The sequence below is a fragment of the Aliivibrio friggae genome (assembly GCF_057368515.1).
This window is the reverse complement of the sequence record NZ_CM170648.1, coordinates 2,723,865-2,738,213: the sequence shown is the minus strand read 5'-3', so window position 1 is coordinate 2,738,213 and position 14,349 is coordinate 2,723,865. Positions and strand designations below refer to the sequence as shown.

Sequence of the window (14,349 nt, the reverse complement as noted above, 5' to 3'; positions counted from 1 at the left end):
AATAAAAAGCCCTGCAGAGATGCAGGGCTTTTTTTATACAATTAAAAATTTTAGTGATCTAATACTGATCTATAGTGGCATTATTGTTGTTATTTGCTGAGGCTGTACCGGTGACTAAATCAAGAGTTATGGCGCCCAGCAAATTCAGACAGCAAAAAAAATCCTATTTTTCGTAAATACGCATCAGAAACCAATCAGATTTTATAGCTTTACTTCAAGTTTAATTGTTAGTTGATCGGTGTAATTTCCGGCTCTATGTATTTTTGCTTTATCAGTAATTAGAATTTCAATTGGGATGGCTATTTTCCCAAATTGAGTGAATCTATAGAGTTTTTTACTCTTTTCATATTGAGTCGGAATAAATTTATTTTCTTTGATTTTTATTTGGTATTCAATTTTCGACGAATTATATCGGGTGTGAGTTAATCCTGCATTTTGTGATGTTATAAGTAGATTTGTTTTAGTATTACTTTGTGCAATTAGTTGAACTTTTCTACTTTTTCCTTCTTTTATCTCTCCAAAATCTAGGGAATGCTTCGATAAAATATTGCCGCTTATTCCTGAGTGAATATTGAGTGTGGCGATAGGCTCAACAACGTAAAGAAGGTCTAATTTTTTCTGCTTAATAGGCCTTTCTTTATTGCTTTCCATAACGAGTATTTCTAAGTTTTGTCGGTAAGTTTTTGGTGATAATAATAATTGACTAGGAACCTTTACCATCAATTGAGTCGTGTTTTTTGTACTAATAGGTAGTAGGTACTGCTGAGACTGCAATTTTTTAAGAGGATTTAATGAGTTATTAAATAATGAATCGGATGCTCGATAATTTATGTGAGAGAAATCGAATGGGCGAGTTACTTTTACAATAATATAATCAGCGCAAGAGAGAGAGCTCTGATGAAAGGAAATATGAACAGGTATGTAGTGTTCATTCTTCTGCAGGGATGATTTTTGAGCTACTTTTTGTTGAATGGACCATTTTATATTGCATTGGGCTTCGGCATAAAGTGGTAAACAAACAAGTAGTATCATGATTTTTAAATACGTCATAATTTACTCCTTATTACGAAGTTGGGTCGGAGTGTTCTTTGCCCTTAGCATCACATCTCCTATATTAAGCAATAGCTCAGGGGTGTCAGGAATGAGTAATTCGCCTTCACTATTTTTCATTGTCGTAATGCTTAATAAATATCTCCCTGAACTCATACCTTCAAGAACAAATCGGCCCTGACTATTTGTAAAAAATGAAACACTGTGCTCATTTTTCTTCGCAATACCACTTTGTAATATAACTGGCTCCCCATTAATGTGCTTTAGAGTACCAATAATTGTTTTTGAATAGTCAGAGCCCACCATTATTTTATAACCAGTAAGGCTTCCTGGGGTGATTTGATGAGAGCCAGAACCTAAATTATAGCCAAGAGGGGCCATTGGTGACTCTGTAATTAGCTGGTTTTTCATATGGGGTGCTAGTGATATATGTGAAGACAATGTAGGTGTTGCAATCGCTTCGATGTTTCGTTCAATGGTGGGGTTTATATTTACAGCACTTTTTAGTGACGGATGAACAGAAACTATCGCAATAGGTGCAATAGGTTGGGGTGATATTGAAACTGAATTATCAACAATTGCCAAGGTTGAAGATAGGTTAGTACTGACATTGGATGTCTTATTAGTATTGTTCTGGTAATAATAGGCAGATGCTCTAAAACGATTGGCTATGTGGCGGACTTCTGCTTCTGTGCTGGAGGTGTCTTCATATTGATTGTAGGCAATTAGCCCTCCTGTGCTGCCAACATATGAATCTGTATTTTTACTTACTTCAGCTCTAGTATAGTCATACCGACTGTCATAAGTTATGAGTGATTGAAATTCTGTATTAGGAATCGATTCCCTCCAACGAATATTGGCAAAATAAAGCGTTTCATCAAAATTGTTTTCGCCAATATATTCATAACTCGATCCAAGCTTTAACGTAATATTATGAATTGACCAATTTAAAGCTGCTTGGATACGATAGTTGTCACTTTCCTTGTAGTCATCATAATTACCAATAAAATCAAAGCTTAATTGCTGCATGATAGATTGATTAATGTTCATATTATAACGATTTACAGTGACCGCTTCATTATCATCCCAAGGTGAGCTCGAGTAGTTAGATAAATGCTCTACATTGAACCGAATATCAGTTCCTGAATAGGTTGGAGTCGAAAAAAAAGTATTCGAATAATCAATGGCTGCAACTGAGGATATCGATCCTTCTGAATACGCAAAACTTGGGCGAATAGTGATAACTCCAATAGGATGATTAACTGTCATATTCCCACCTAAGATCTGTCCATTAGGATGATAAGTACTATTTAACCCGATTGTCACTTCGTTAGTTAAACCATATAGATAATTACCAGATGCAATAATATTTTCGGTATAAGTTGCCTGTAATGTAGAAGAGTAATCTGTTTCTATCCCTAAAGAAAAATTAAAGTCATCGAATCCTTTAGCTAAAATCTGATGAGAAAAGAAGTTACTAAAAGTTAGGTTTTCTTCCTTTCCTGATAAGTACTCAAGTGTCAGAACGACATCGTTAGCACCCGCGGATACAGGTAAGTCATTAAGAGAATAACGCCCTGGAGCTAAACGAATCTTGGTTATAAAGAGCCCGTTAACCGTGATGGTTACATCTGCACTTTCTGTTAATTGAAATTCCTGATTTGGTGATGAGGTAACTTGCTCTGTAGGTCTTAATTGGCTTCTTGCTCTTGATACTTCAATACCTGCAATGGTTAAAGAGGACAGTTGACTAGAAGAGGAGGTATCAACCTCGCCTAGAGTTAAGCGATAGGGTGAATCTGGATTATCAAAATAAAGTTGGATGGGACCTCGGCCTGTCGTCGTTTGATTATCATCTTCCCAATCGACATAGCCATTCCAAATAAGATTTGCACCATAAACCCCACCTATATTTAGGGCACCAACAAGCTCTAAACTGTTTGAGTGCTGATGGCTATCGGGGCTATACGAAGAGACAAGATTGAATGCATTTTGAAACGTATAATTTGCAGGAATGGTATAGTTTGGAACTTGATAGTTTTTATTAAAATCGAGACGGGAAAGCGCCATTAATTGTGGAGATAGAGAGAGTCTTAAAACTAGAGATTGGGTATCAAATGTCATTTGAATACCATAATTTCCTAACGACAGTAGCGTTGTTGAATCTCCTTCTTTACGGCGGATGTCTTCGAGTACATCATCGGTGACGATTCCATGCAGCGCCAATTTCAGTTCTAACGTATCCAACCCTATGATTGTGATGCCGTTTGTCGTTGCTTGAATCGATGAAATATTACGCTCATTCATTTCTATTGGAAATGCCATAATCCAATTAGCGGTAACATTGTGTGATATGAGCAAAAGAAGACACAATATTCGAAGCATAGTTACATTGATATGAATTCAATATTTTGAAAGTTACCAATAGAAGGTATGGCTGAAGGTGTTAAGAAAAAAAATTTATTTCTATTTGGTAATATGAATTGGAATTGAGTCAGATCTGAAAATTCTTGCCAATTTAGCGTTAAGGTTTTCTTCTCTCCTATTATTTTTAATTTCTTTTGAGAAAGGTCTATAAACTTGTTCCCTTGATTTTCTATTGTGATTTTATAGTTTTTATCTGACGGAGTTATGCTGACTTTTAACTCTTCTTCAGCGTCTTTTGGGCTGATTAAAATCAAGGCACTAAAATTAAATAACACTTTAATATGAGAACCTGTGATGGCATCTTTATCGAGGGATAATTGTTTGAATATTACTCGGTAAGGGTAGGTGTAGGTAATGCTTGGATCGCCTAAATAACGAACCCGAAATATTTGAGAGCTATTGGGTTTGATTAATGCTTGAGGAGGCATGATGAAAAAATCATCGCTAACAGTCGTTTGTTCCACATCATTATCATTTAACATCGATTTTAATAGTTCAGTTTCTATAGGTAATGACTCTTCGGAAGTATTTGTTATTTTAAAAACAGCATTGGATTTTTGACCTATCGGTTCCATAACCTGAACAAAGGGTTCAACTTGAAAAGCAGAAACATTAAGAGAAAAGAAAAATAACAGATAATAAAGAATATATTTCATAGTAAAGTCCCTTTCAAAAGAAAAGCGAACCTGAACAGGTTCGCTTTAAGTATAGTGACTATTTAAAGACTTACTGGAGAAATTGTTAAAGTGATGACATCGTTATAATCACCAGCTCTTTCCATTCCGGTTAAGCCAATAGGTTTTACGTATAATTTTTTCGATTGAGGTGAAAGCGCGACGACTGCTGGATCAAATGCCGATCCATTTGAGCTTGTCCAAATGCTTTCAACCAAATCGGTAGGTTCGTCAATAGGGAAGAATTTATCACTGACAATCCCTGTATTATTGTTATTTTCATGGAAACGGAATAAGTAATCGATACTGCCACCATCATCATTCATTAATTGACCATCATTTAGTGATGTTACATTGATATTGGCTCTACCGTGTCCATCGTTACACCATACGAGTACTTCACCCACTTGTGTTTTTCCAGCCCCCGTCACTGACAAATCTAAAGATGTAAAATTACTTGCTGCAGATAAGTCCATAAATGTCATAACGCACTTAACCGGAATGTTCCCCGATATATCTAAAACAACAGTATCACTAGAGCCTGTAAATGTTTCAGCTTCTGTTGTTGAAAGAGTGGCTGCCATTAATGCTGGCGAAAATATTAAAGCAACGGTTGCTGCTAATAATGTTGTTTTCATATTCAATCCCTCGTCTATGCATATGTGAATTCACATGTTCGCAAAAGAAGTCTAGTTAGTGCCGGCTTTTTCCACGTCATACCAAGGGGTGAGATTTATTGTCTTTATAGGGGGATTTATGGGTGATTTAATGAGATAGGGCTTGAAACAGAGTTAGAACCTCTCTTCGTGAGTGAACATTTAATTTACGGTAAATATTTGATAAATGAGTTTTAACGGTGTTTTGACTAATGAAGCATCGTTCAGATATTTGAGCATTGGTATTATTTTGAATTAGTAACTTACAAATGTGGATTTCTTTTTTAGTTAAATCATAGTGACATGCATATTTTTGACAGATAAAAGCGCTCTCAAATGCGGGTTTTACTGATTCTTTTAGGGCCTTTGATAGTGTATGGCGAGAAAACCATAACTCACCACAAAGGATGGATTTTACGGCTTTGGTAATTTGCTCGATGACCTGTGTTTGATAAATCTCACCACAATATCCTTGTTCTATTAATTGAGTCGAAAGTTCAAAGCTTTGGTTAGTGTTGATGATTAACCAAGGATAGGGTGTTGATTTTGGCGTGTAAACATCAGAGACGAAGAGCGATGTTGTTTTATAATCTATAATCGCGAGAGATAAGTTGGATATCTTAGGCAGCATTGAGTAGTCAAGACTTGAGTTCATGACTACTCTTGGCAGCGTTTCGATTAATATGTCAGAAATCAACGTGCTTAGTTTTTGATTTTTTGTGATGAACAATAGCCGTAAGGCATCTTTACTATACAAAGTGAATTCCTTTCAACGGTTTGTTGATTAGTAAGTATAGTTGGGTCTGCCATTTAATAAAGATCCTCGTATTTTAAGGCTTACGCCCCCGGAGGATGTGCTAGGCTACTTGAAATTTGCTCTATCAGCCCATCTTCTAATTCAAATCTTGCTTCAATAATTTCACCGAGAGTGGAAAAATCGTTATCAAAATTGATTAGCAGAAGATCTTCATCTTCTTTGGCGTATTTATCCGTAAAATTAAGGATAGGATCCGTTGTTTTAGTGATGTTTGCGTAGGAGAGGCTCATTTCCTCTGTTGGAGAGAACCCTGTTGCGTCCCACTTTGCCATTACCATATTGTAGATCTTAAAATGCCCTTCTGAAATGTAATCAATCAGATGTTGAGTAAATGATTGAATGGAAGAAAAAGAAGGCAGAGAGGTTGCTGAACTTTCAAATGGAGGAAGCCCTGCTAATTTACAGTATTCAACCAACAAATCTTGTCTAGTAGAGAGCCAGTGGTCAATAACATCGTTATTCCCACCCCATTGTTCTTGGAATTGATTTAGTTTAGTAAGCATAACGATATCCTTGTAGTTGCAAGCAATAAACCAACGTCTTATATCTATACCCAACATATTAAAATACAGTTTCAGAGAAGATCGGTTGGGTATACACTCATTACTATGTTCTTTAAGATTGCCAGTAAATATTGATGGCTGCAAGAGGGTTGTGATAAAGATGTTAAACCAACATACAAACGCGCACTGGTGTGTCGTAAATGATTCAGCAATTTGGCTAGAGGGCAGTAACCTTCCTTGCGGGAGTGCCATTGAACTTAATTTACCTTTTGAGCAAGCGGTATGCATTGGTGATTATGACGGTTTCCCTGTGATGTGGATCAATGATGAACACATAGAGCAAACCGTTGAGTATACTAGCTTGAGAGATCTACTACAGATCAAAGAACCGTTATTTCTAATGATAAGTAAAGCGATTCAATATGGGTTCATGGCTCGTGAATTTCGCTTTTGCCCTCAATGTGGTGGCCGAACGCAATTAAACCTCAACCAAATAGCCATGCAATGTAATGAATGTAGAAAATTGCATTACCCTCGTATTTTTCCTTCAATTATTGTTGCGGTACGTCGAGATGACACCATCTTATTAGCACAGCACCAACGACATAAAGGTGGATTATTCACTGTTCTTGCTGGTTTTGTTGAGGTTGGCGAAACGTTAGAGATGGCTGTCGCGCGTGAGGTGTTTGAAGAAACGGGGATTAACATCTCTAATATTCGCTACTTTGGTAGTCAGCCATGGGCCTTTCCTTCCAGTTTAATGATGGGGTATATGGCTGATTATGACTCTGGAGAGATCAAAGTAGATAAAAATGAGTTAATAAAAGCGGATTGGTACCATCAAGATAATCTGCCAGAGTTAGCACCAAAGGGCACAATAGCTCGTTCGTTAATCGAGGCGACCTTTGACGAAATAGAAGTCCAGCAAAGAATTGAATAATTCGCATTTAGTAGAAGATTAAGTAAATATGATCTTGATAACAAAGGTAAGCTTTTGTTCCAGAGATTGAGTGCTACAATAGCGGGAGCTAATATAAGGAAAGATCATGACAGAATTAAAAAATGACCGCTATTTACGTGCGTTATTAAAACAACCAGTAGATTACACACCAGTTTGGATGATGCGCCAAGCAGGTCGATACCTTCCAGAGTACAAGGCGACACGAGCAGAAGCTGGTGATTTCATGTCTCTGTGCAAAAATGCAGAGCTTGCTTCAGAAGTGACTCTTCAGCCTTTACGTCGTTTTCCTCTAGATGCAGCGATTCTATTTTCAGATATTCTGACTATTCCTGATGCAATGGGTTTAGGTCTGTACTTTGAAACAGGCGAAGGCCCTAAGTTTGAACGCCCAATTACTTGTAAAGCTGACGTAACTAAAATTGGCCTTCCAGATCCTGAAGGTGAGCTGCAATACGTAATGAATGCAGTGCGTCAGATCCGTAAAGATCTAAAAGGCGAAGTGCCACTGATTGGTTTTTCTGGTAGTCCTTGGACACTAGCGACATACATGGTTGAAGGTGGAAGCTCAAAAGCATTCACTAAGATCAAAAAGATGATGTATGCAGAGCCAGCAACATTGCACCTATTGCTAGATAAATTAGCTGATACAGTTATTGAATACCTAAACGCGCAAATTAAAGCGGGTGCACAATCAGTGATGGTATTTGATACATGGGGTGGTGTATTAACGCCTCGTGATTACAACGAATTCTCTTTGCAGTACATGCATAAGATCGTTGATGGCTTAATTCGTGAAAATGAAGGTCGTCGTGTACCCGTAACGCTATTCACCAAGAATGGTGGTATGTGGTTAGAGTCAATTGCAGCAACAGGCTGTGATGCCGTAGGCCTTGATTGGACAATCAATATTGCAGATGCGAAAGCTCGCATTGGTGATAAAGTGGCTCTACAAGGTAATATGGACCCATCAATCCTTTACGCACAACCTGAACGTATTCGCCAAGAAGTGGGTACTATTCTAGAAGGTTTTGGTAATGAAGGAACAGGCCACGTATTTAACTTAGGTCATGGTATTCACTTAGACGTTCCGCCAGAAAATGCAGGTGTATTTGTGGAAGCGGTTCATGATTTATCTAAGCCTTACCATAAATAAAATCTTAGTTTAAGATCCTAGATAGAAAGGAGACTCATTGTAGTCTCCTTTTTTATTGGAACAGAGCTATAATTTTATTGTCATAAATTAGATGAAAGCAATAAAGAGCCAGTTATGTTTAAACAATTACGTACCTTATTAAAAAAAGTCATCAATGAAGCGGCAGAAAGCGGCTCAAATGATACGACCTCGATGCATTTAGCAATGGCCTCATTACTTTGCGAAGTATCGGGCGCTGATCATCAAAGTGATGAGCGTGAAGATAGCGCGAAACTACAGTTATTGGTAAAACTGCTCGATATTAGTGAAGAACAAGCACAGCAATTATTGCTGGAAGCGGTAGCTAAAAGTAAAGCGTCGACGTCTTTATATGAGTTTACGACTAAGCTGAGAGCCTTAATGCCAAATGAGCGTTATGATTTAATCGAAGCGATGTGGGCTGTTGCGTATGCCGATGGCATTATTGAACCGATGGAAGAGGCTGTTATTCGCCAAGTCTCCGATTTGATCTATCTTGATCATTTAGAGTTTATACGAGCAAAACTTGCCGCCGCACCAAAACATCAGTAATTGAACATTAATTAACAGAATATTGAAGCCTGCGCATAAACAGGCTTTGTTTTTTACTAAATGATCTTAATAACCCTTATCAAAATCCACCAAGTTCAATAATGAAAACCCATCACGCCATCGTAAGTAATTCTCAGAAAATTGCTCAAAAACCTGCTCAGGAAAACTGATTGCAGCAATATGTGGAGTCACTGTGATGTTAGGGTGGTGCCAATAGGGACATTCTTGAGATAAGGGCTCGTTAATAAACACATCGAGAAAAGCATGGGAGAGGGATTGCGACTCTAGGGCATGCAATAAGCCATAGTTATCGATGACATCACCACGTCCAACGTTAAATAGTAATGCGCCATTACAGTCGTTTAACGTATCAATATTAAGTAAGCCAACGGTTTGTTCTGTTTTAGGTAAAGTACTGACAATCACGTCTGCTTGCTTAAAAGCGCTGCTCATTTCAGTAATGTGAAATACTCTTTCAAAGGGAGAATCTTTGGGTGGAATGCCTGAACGATTAATACCATAAGTAGTAAAACCTAATGCTTTTGCCGTTTTTGCAAGAGCGCAACCAATCGATCCCGTACCTAGAATGACCATGACTTTATCGGTGAGTGATGAGTAGCTATGAGGTTGCCATTGTTTTTGCTGTTGTTGTTGCTCATACAATGTAAAGTGACGAAAATATTGAATGCAATAACCCAAGATATACTCAGAGATCTGTTGACCAAAGATCCCTTTTACATTGGTCAGATTGTAGTCTTGTCGTAAGTCTGGGTGTGTTAAAGCGTCAATACCCGCAAAGGTAGATTGAACCCAGTCGATAGATTCAAATTGGTTAAGTAAGTCCAGAATGAGTGGTGGGTCGGCAAGAACAATGTCAGCCTTTCTAAGATCGTGACAAATTTCGAGATCAGGAAGATCCGATTGCTTGAAAAGTGAGAGGTATTTCTCTTTTTCTTTTGAAATGATAAGTAATTTATTCATAACCTTCCTTTTGTCATTCGTGGTTATCAAGTACACTTAAAGCGTCATTTTTTTATAGTGTAGAATCGTATATGTTACGCAATCCTATCCAAGTTCGTTTAGAAAAGTTTGAACCATGGCAACAAATTACTTTTATGGCTTCTTTATGTGAGCGTATGTATCCAAACTATGCCCATTATTGTGAAGCTACAGGCTTTGCTGAGCCTCAAACCTATCGCGTTATACTAGATAGTATTTGGGAACTATTGACCGTTAAAAATGCCAAGATTAATTTTGAACGTCAATTAGAAAAGCTAGAAGAAATGATCCCTGAGTTAGATGATGACTCAATTTACCTAACTTATCCGGCTATTGATGCGTGTGTTGCGCTATCGACTTTCTTACACGGGATCTTAGATCGTGATGTATTAGAAGACGCGATGTTTAAGATCAGTCAATTATCTGTGATGACGGTTGCTCAACTAGTTGAAGCGGAAACGGGTGAAGAAGTAACAGACGAAAATCAAAAAGAAATTGAAGTGATTTGTGAAGAGTGGGATGTCCAGTGGGCTATTTTCCGTCCTCTTCGTGAAGCAGAAGAGCGTGATATCGATTTAATTAAAGATCTACGCCAAGAGTTACGAGATGAAAATGTAAGTAATATTGGACTTGAACTGAGCTACTAATACTCTTACTTGCATAAAAAAACCGATGATAATTCATCGGTTTTTTTGTTTTAATCTAAAGGGGCTTGCTAACACCTTTATATTTATTTTTGAATTTACTTAGTGTTCTTCTTTATCTGTATTATCGATAACACCGTGTTTAGTTTTCCAATTTGTCCAACGTTGTTGAGCAAGTTGCTGCATATCTGTTGTTTTGTCAGCTTCATCAATAATCTCTTCGCCAACCATGTATTCAAAGATATCTTCTAGCGTTAATAAACCTTGAACCGTGCCATATTCATCAATGACTAGAGCAAGCTGCGCTCTGTGCTTCATCAAGTGTTCAAATGCCTTTGGTAAGGTTGATGTGCTGATGACAATCTGGATAGGGCGCATGATAGAGCCAAGAGGGCGTTTTCCTTGCCCTTCATGCATTGCAGAGAACAATTCTAAGCGGTGAGTAAAGCCAATGATATTGTCGCTGTCTTCGCTGTAAATCAAAGGACGAGAGAATGGCGTATTCATGTGTTCCTTTAGGAAGCCTTCAACCGTCATTTCTGCATTAACGCGAAACAATACTGTTCTTGGTGTCATTATCTGTGTCACAGGGATATCTTTAATGTTTAAGATATTTGTTAGTATTTTTGATTCACCTTCAGCGAACTCACCATTCTCTTTTGCAAGCGTCGCCATTGCTGCAATTTCATCTCTTAATTTTGGCGCTTGGTGGCCACGAGCTAAACGTTTGGTCAGTTGCTCTGAAGCCCAAACAACAGGAGTCAGTAATAGAACCATCCAATAAAGCATTCTTGCTGCCATTGGTGCTAGTTGACGCCAGTAAGTGGCACCAATCGTCTTAGGTACGATCTCTGAGAATAATAGGATAGCGAACGTTAAGAACGCTGAGAATACGCCTAACCATTCACTACCAAAAACAATAGAGGCCTGAGCACCAGATGCCGCGGCACCCGCAGTATGAGCGATAGTGTTTAGCGTTAAAATAGACGCTAAAGGACGGTCTACATTATTTTTAAGTTTCGTTAACCTTTCTGCTGCAGGGTGATTTTCCTGACGCATTTGGGCTAAATAACTTGGACTAATACTCAGTAAAATAGCCTCAAGAACAGAACAAATGAAAGATACGCTAATAGAAATGGCGATATAGATGGATAAAATAAACATTATTAATCTCAAAAAAGTAAGCAAGCCCTTATAAAATGGGTGCTGATTGACCAAAATACAATGACTCATAAGTGAAAAATAGTAACAATTTGTGAGACGTTACTCAGTTTGTGCCTAAAGAACACGCATTCTGTAGCAAGAAGCGTGACAAACCTTTGCCAGATAGGGTCTTTATGCATTAGAGTGAACAAGATTTCAAAAAAATAGAAGGGAAACCCTAATGAATAAAACCCAGTTAATTGATGCTATTGCTGAAAAAGCAGACCTATCAAAAGCACAAGCAAAAGCAGCTCTTGAAGCGACTCTAGAAGGCGTAACTGGCGCACTTAAAGATGGCGAACAGGTACAACTTATTGGCTTCGGTACGTTTAAAGTAAATCACCGTGCAGCTCGTACTGGTCGCAATCCTAAGACTGGCGATGAGATTCAAATCAAAGCGGCTAATGTACCAGCATTTGTTGCAGGTAAAGCACTGAAAGAATCAGTGAACTAAGATATACTTTGCCGAGTTAACCCTTAACTCGGCATTTTTTATGAAGCGCATTCTCTCTACCTTACTTCTTTCTTTATTTCTCTTTGGCTGTTCATCAAATCCTTCAGATGAGCAACGCATCAAATCGGTCACTTTAACGGGTGGTCAAATACAAGGTGATGCGACCAGTTTTTATTGGTATACCCGTCGACTACAACAATCTATTAATGCGTCTGATTACGTGACCATGGGTGATTATGGTTGGTATCAAACGACTTACCGTTGGGAAAAAAACATACTGGTTGAAGCGGTTCGTGAAGGCGAAATGCTGGATAGTACCGATGGACTTATCCCATACATGATGCACGTTCGTTATAACGGTAACGGAGAAGCCGTGTATCAACGCTACCGTAAAAACGGCCGTATATTTCCATTAATGCCAACCCAGTTAGCTCAATTTCAAGATCAATCAACGTATCTAATTGCTAAAGTTGAAGGGTTAAATAAAGATAACATTTCTTTATTTCAAGGTGAGTGGGACGGCGAGACATTTAATTCTTGTGATGGGAAGCAATACAGTCAATTAGAGTTTAATCAGATTTTACCTAATTTTGTCGTGGCAAGACTGTCTGGTTTAGATAGCTTTATTTCATTTTTAGGTGAAGAGAAAAATCGAGATAAGAAAATCTTAAAAATGTCGGAGTTATTATTATTAACCGATGACAGTTATAAGTGTGTAGAACGTCCAAATCTTATTGAAGATTAATACCAGTTGTCGATTATTGCACAATAAAAAAGGCGCTATCATCAGCGCCTTTTTGCTATTTGTAGACAAGTGATGTTTATTTGCTTTCTAATTCGCGAGCAATGGCACGGTAACCAATGTCATTGCGGTGGAACATTCCATTCCAACTAACTTGCTTTGTAAGCTCATATGCACGTTCCTGAGCTTCTAAGACGGTATTACCTAATGCAGTTGCACATAACACACGTCCGCCATTTGTAACTACATCACCAGCGTCGTTGTTTTTTGTGCCAGCATGAAATATTTTCTGGCCTTCAACTTCAGTCGTTGGAAGAGAGATGATATCTCCTTTTGCGTAATCTGAAGGGTAACCACCAGCAGCAAGGACAACACCGATAGAAGCGCGTGGATCCCATTTAGATTCAGCTTCATCCAGTTTCTCATCGATCGCCATTAGGCATAGCTCAACAAGATCTGATTCCATACGCATCATGATAGGCTGTGTTTCTGGATCACCAAAGCGACAGTTATATTCGATGACTTTTGGTGTGCCATCAGCATCAATCATCAAACCAGCATATAAAAATCCAGTGTAAGGCGCGCCTTCAGCATCCATTCCACGAACCGTAGGATAGATAACTTCTTCTAAAATACGATTATGGATTTCAGGAGTAACAACAGGCGCTGGAGAATATGCACCCATTCCACCCGTGTTAGGGCCAGTGTCTTTATCGCCTACACGTTTGTGATCTTGGCTAGTCGCCATTGGTAGAACACTTGCGCCATCAACCATAACAATAAAGCTTGCTTCTTCGCCTTCTAAAAACTCTTCAATAACGACACGACTACCGGCGTCACCAAAGGCATTACCAGCAAGCATATCTTTAATTGCTTCTTCTGCTTCTTCAAGCGTCATTGCAACAATAACGCCTTTACCAGCAGCAAGGCCGTCGGCTTTAACGACAATCGGTGCACCTTGTTCACGAACATAAGCTAATGCTGGCTCAATTTCAGTGAAGTTAGCGTAGTAGCCTGTTGGAATATCATGGCGAGCCAAGAAGTCTTTAGTAAACGCTTTAGAGCCTTCTAGTTGTGCTGCCGCTTTCGTAGGACCAAAGATAGGTAATCCGGCTTCACGGAATGCATCAACCACACCAATCACTAATGGGCCTTCTGGACCAACGATAGTCAGTTCAATTTCTTTTTCTTTAGCAAACGCAACAAGAGCAGTAATATCTTCAACATCAATCGCCACGTTTTCTAATTTTGGTTCAAGCGCTGTACCTGCATTACCTGGAGCGATAAATACCGTTTCAACGTTTGGGTTTTGTGCCGCTTTCCAGCCTAAAGCATGCTCTCTACCGCCTGCGCCGATAATTAATACATTCATTTTATTTTACCTTTGATAGCTTCATCAGATTACCGATTTCGGCGTCAAACATGCTCACTTATAGTCATAAGCTCCGCGTGTTTTCCTTGAACTAGGCAATCTGATTTTGCTCTAAAAATTAAAA

At 38.5% G+C, this 14,349-nt stretch carries 15 protein-coding genes; 6 read left to right on the top strand and 9 right to left on the bottom strand.

Annotation, left to right across the window (positions count from 1 at the left end):
* Nucleotides 1–201: 201 nt before the first annotated feature.
* The 6 genes from AC2INI_RS12675 to rsd form a co-directional block, all read right to left on the bottom strand.
* A complete protein-coding gene (locus AC2INI_RS12675) occupies nt 202–1,050 on the bottom strand; it encodes a hypothetical protein (RefSeq protein WP_486304968.1) in 849 nt (282 codons plus the stop codon).
* 3 nt (nt 1,051–1,053) lie between these two features.
* Nucleotides 1,054–3,375, bottom strand: coding sequence for a fimbria/pilus outer membrane usher protein (locus AC2INI_RS12670; RefSeq protein ID WP_486304967.1), 2,322 nt, complete (start codon nt 3,373–3,375; stop codon nt 1,054–1,056).
* Between the two features lie 62 nt (nt 3,376–3,437).
* Nucleotides 3,438–4,133, bottom strand: a complete 696-nt coding sequence (locus tag AC2INI_RS12665; protein ID WP_486304966.1) for a fimbrial biogenesis chaperone — start codon at nt 4,131–4,133, stop codon at nt 3,438–3,440.
* Between the two features lie 62 nt (nt 4,134–4,195).
* Complete coding sequence (locus tag AC2INI_RS12660; protein WP_486304965.1) at nt 4,196–4,789, bottom strand: hypothetical protein; 594 nt, start codon at nt 4,787–4,789, stop codon at nt 4,196–4,198.
* 127 nt (nt 4,790–4,916) lie between these two features.
* Nucleotides 4,917–5,462 carry a helix-turn-helix transcriptional regulator gene (locus tag AC2INI_RS12655; RefSeq protein ID WP_486304964.1) on the bottom strand — a complete coding sequence of 182 codons (546 nt, stop codon included), beginning with the start codon at nt 5,460–5,462 and terminating at the stop codon, nt 4,917–4,919.
* A gap of 182 nt (nt 5,463–5,644) precedes the next feature.
* Nucleotides 5,645–6,127: a sigma D regulator gene (gene rsd / locus AC2INI_RS12650; protein WP_486304963.1), complete on the bottom strand. Its 483-nt coding sequence runs from the start codon at nt 6,125–6,127 to the stop codon at nt 5,645–5,647.
* A 160-nt stretch (nt 6,128–6,287) separates the two neighbouring features.
* Here rsd and nudC point away from each other — a divergent pair, with 160 nt between their 5' ends.
* The 3 genes from nudC (at nt 6,288) to AC2INI_RS12635 (ending at nt 8,811) form a co-directional block, all read left to right on the top strand.
* A complete protein-coding gene (gene nudC / locus AC2INI_RS12645) occupies nt 6,288–7,067 on the top strand; it encodes an NAD(+) diphosphatase (protein ID WP_486304962.1) in 780 nt (259 codons plus the stop codon).
* Nucleotides 7,068–7,173: 106 nt separating this feature from the next.
* On the top strand, nt 7,174–8,241 hold the full coding sequence (hemE, locus tag AC2INI_RS12640; protein WP_045103104.1) for a uroporphyrinogen decarboxylase: 1,068 nt from the start codon (nt 7,174–7,176) through the stop codon (nt 8,239–8,241).
* Nucleotides 8,242–8,355: 114 nt separating this feature from the next.
* Nucleotides 8,356–8,811 carry a tellurite resistance TerB family protein gene (locus AC2INI_RS12635; RefSeq protein WP_162922505.1) on the top strand — a complete coding sequence of 152 codons (456 nt, stop codon included), beginning with the start codon at nt 8,356–8,358 and terminating at the stop codon, nt 8,809–8,811.
* Between the two features lie 66 nt (nt 8,812–8,877).
* Here AC2INI_RS12635 and AC2INI_RS12630 read toward each other — a convergent pair whose 3' ends face one another.
* Nucleotides 8,878–9,792 carry a D-2-hydroxyacid dehydrogenase gene (locus AC2INI_RS12630; protein WP_486304961.1) on the bottom strand — a complete coding sequence of 305 codons (915 nt, stop codon included), beginning with the start codon at nt 9,790–9,792 and terminating at the stop codon, nt 8,878–8,880.
* A 71-nt stretch (nt 9,793–9,863) separates the two neighbouring features.
* Between AC2INI_RS12630 and AC2INI_RS12625 the strand changes: the two genes are divergently transcribed.
* Nucleotides 9,864–10,457, top strand: coding sequence for a YjaG family protein (locus AC2INI_RS12625; RefSeq protein ID WP_122033828.1), 594 nt, complete (start codon nt 9,864–9,866; stop codon nt 10,455–10,457).
* A gap of 99 nt (nt 10,458–10,556) precedes the next feature.
* Here the strand turns inward: AC2INI_RS12625 and AC2INI_RS12620 are convergent, their stop codons facing one another.
* Nucleotides 10,557–11,618, bottom strand: coding sequence for a CNNM domain-containing protein (locus AC2INI_RS12620; RefSeq protein ID WP_122033827.1), 1,062 nt, complete (start codon nt 11,616–11,618; stop codon nt 10,557–10,559).
* Nucleotides 11,619–11,838: 220 nt separating this feature from the next.
* Between AC2INI_RS12620 and AC2INI_RS12615 the strand changes: the two genes are divergently transcribed.
* Nucleotides 11,839–12,111: an HU family DNA-binding protein gene (locus tag AC2INI_RS12615; protein WP_122033826.1), complete on the top strand. Its 273-nt coding sequence runs from the start codon at nt 11,839–11,841 to the stop codon at nt 12,109–12,111.
* Between the two features lie 40 nt (nt 12,112–12,151).
* Entirely contained in the window at nt 12,152–12,856 is a 705-nt protein-coding gene (locus tag AC2INI_RS12610) for a DUF1481 domain-containing protein (RefSeq protein WP_122033825.1), read from the top strand.
* Nucleotides 12,857–12,932: 76 nt separating this feature from the next.
* On the opposite strand, the gene purD is transcribed toward AC2INI_RS12610, so the two are convergent.
* Entirely contained in the window at nt 12,933–14,225 is a 1,293-nt protein-coding gene (purD, locus tag AC2INI_RS12605; protein WP_486304960.1) for a phosphoribosylamine--glycine ligase, read from the bottom strand.
* Nucleotides 14,226–14,349: the final 124 nt, after the last annotated feature.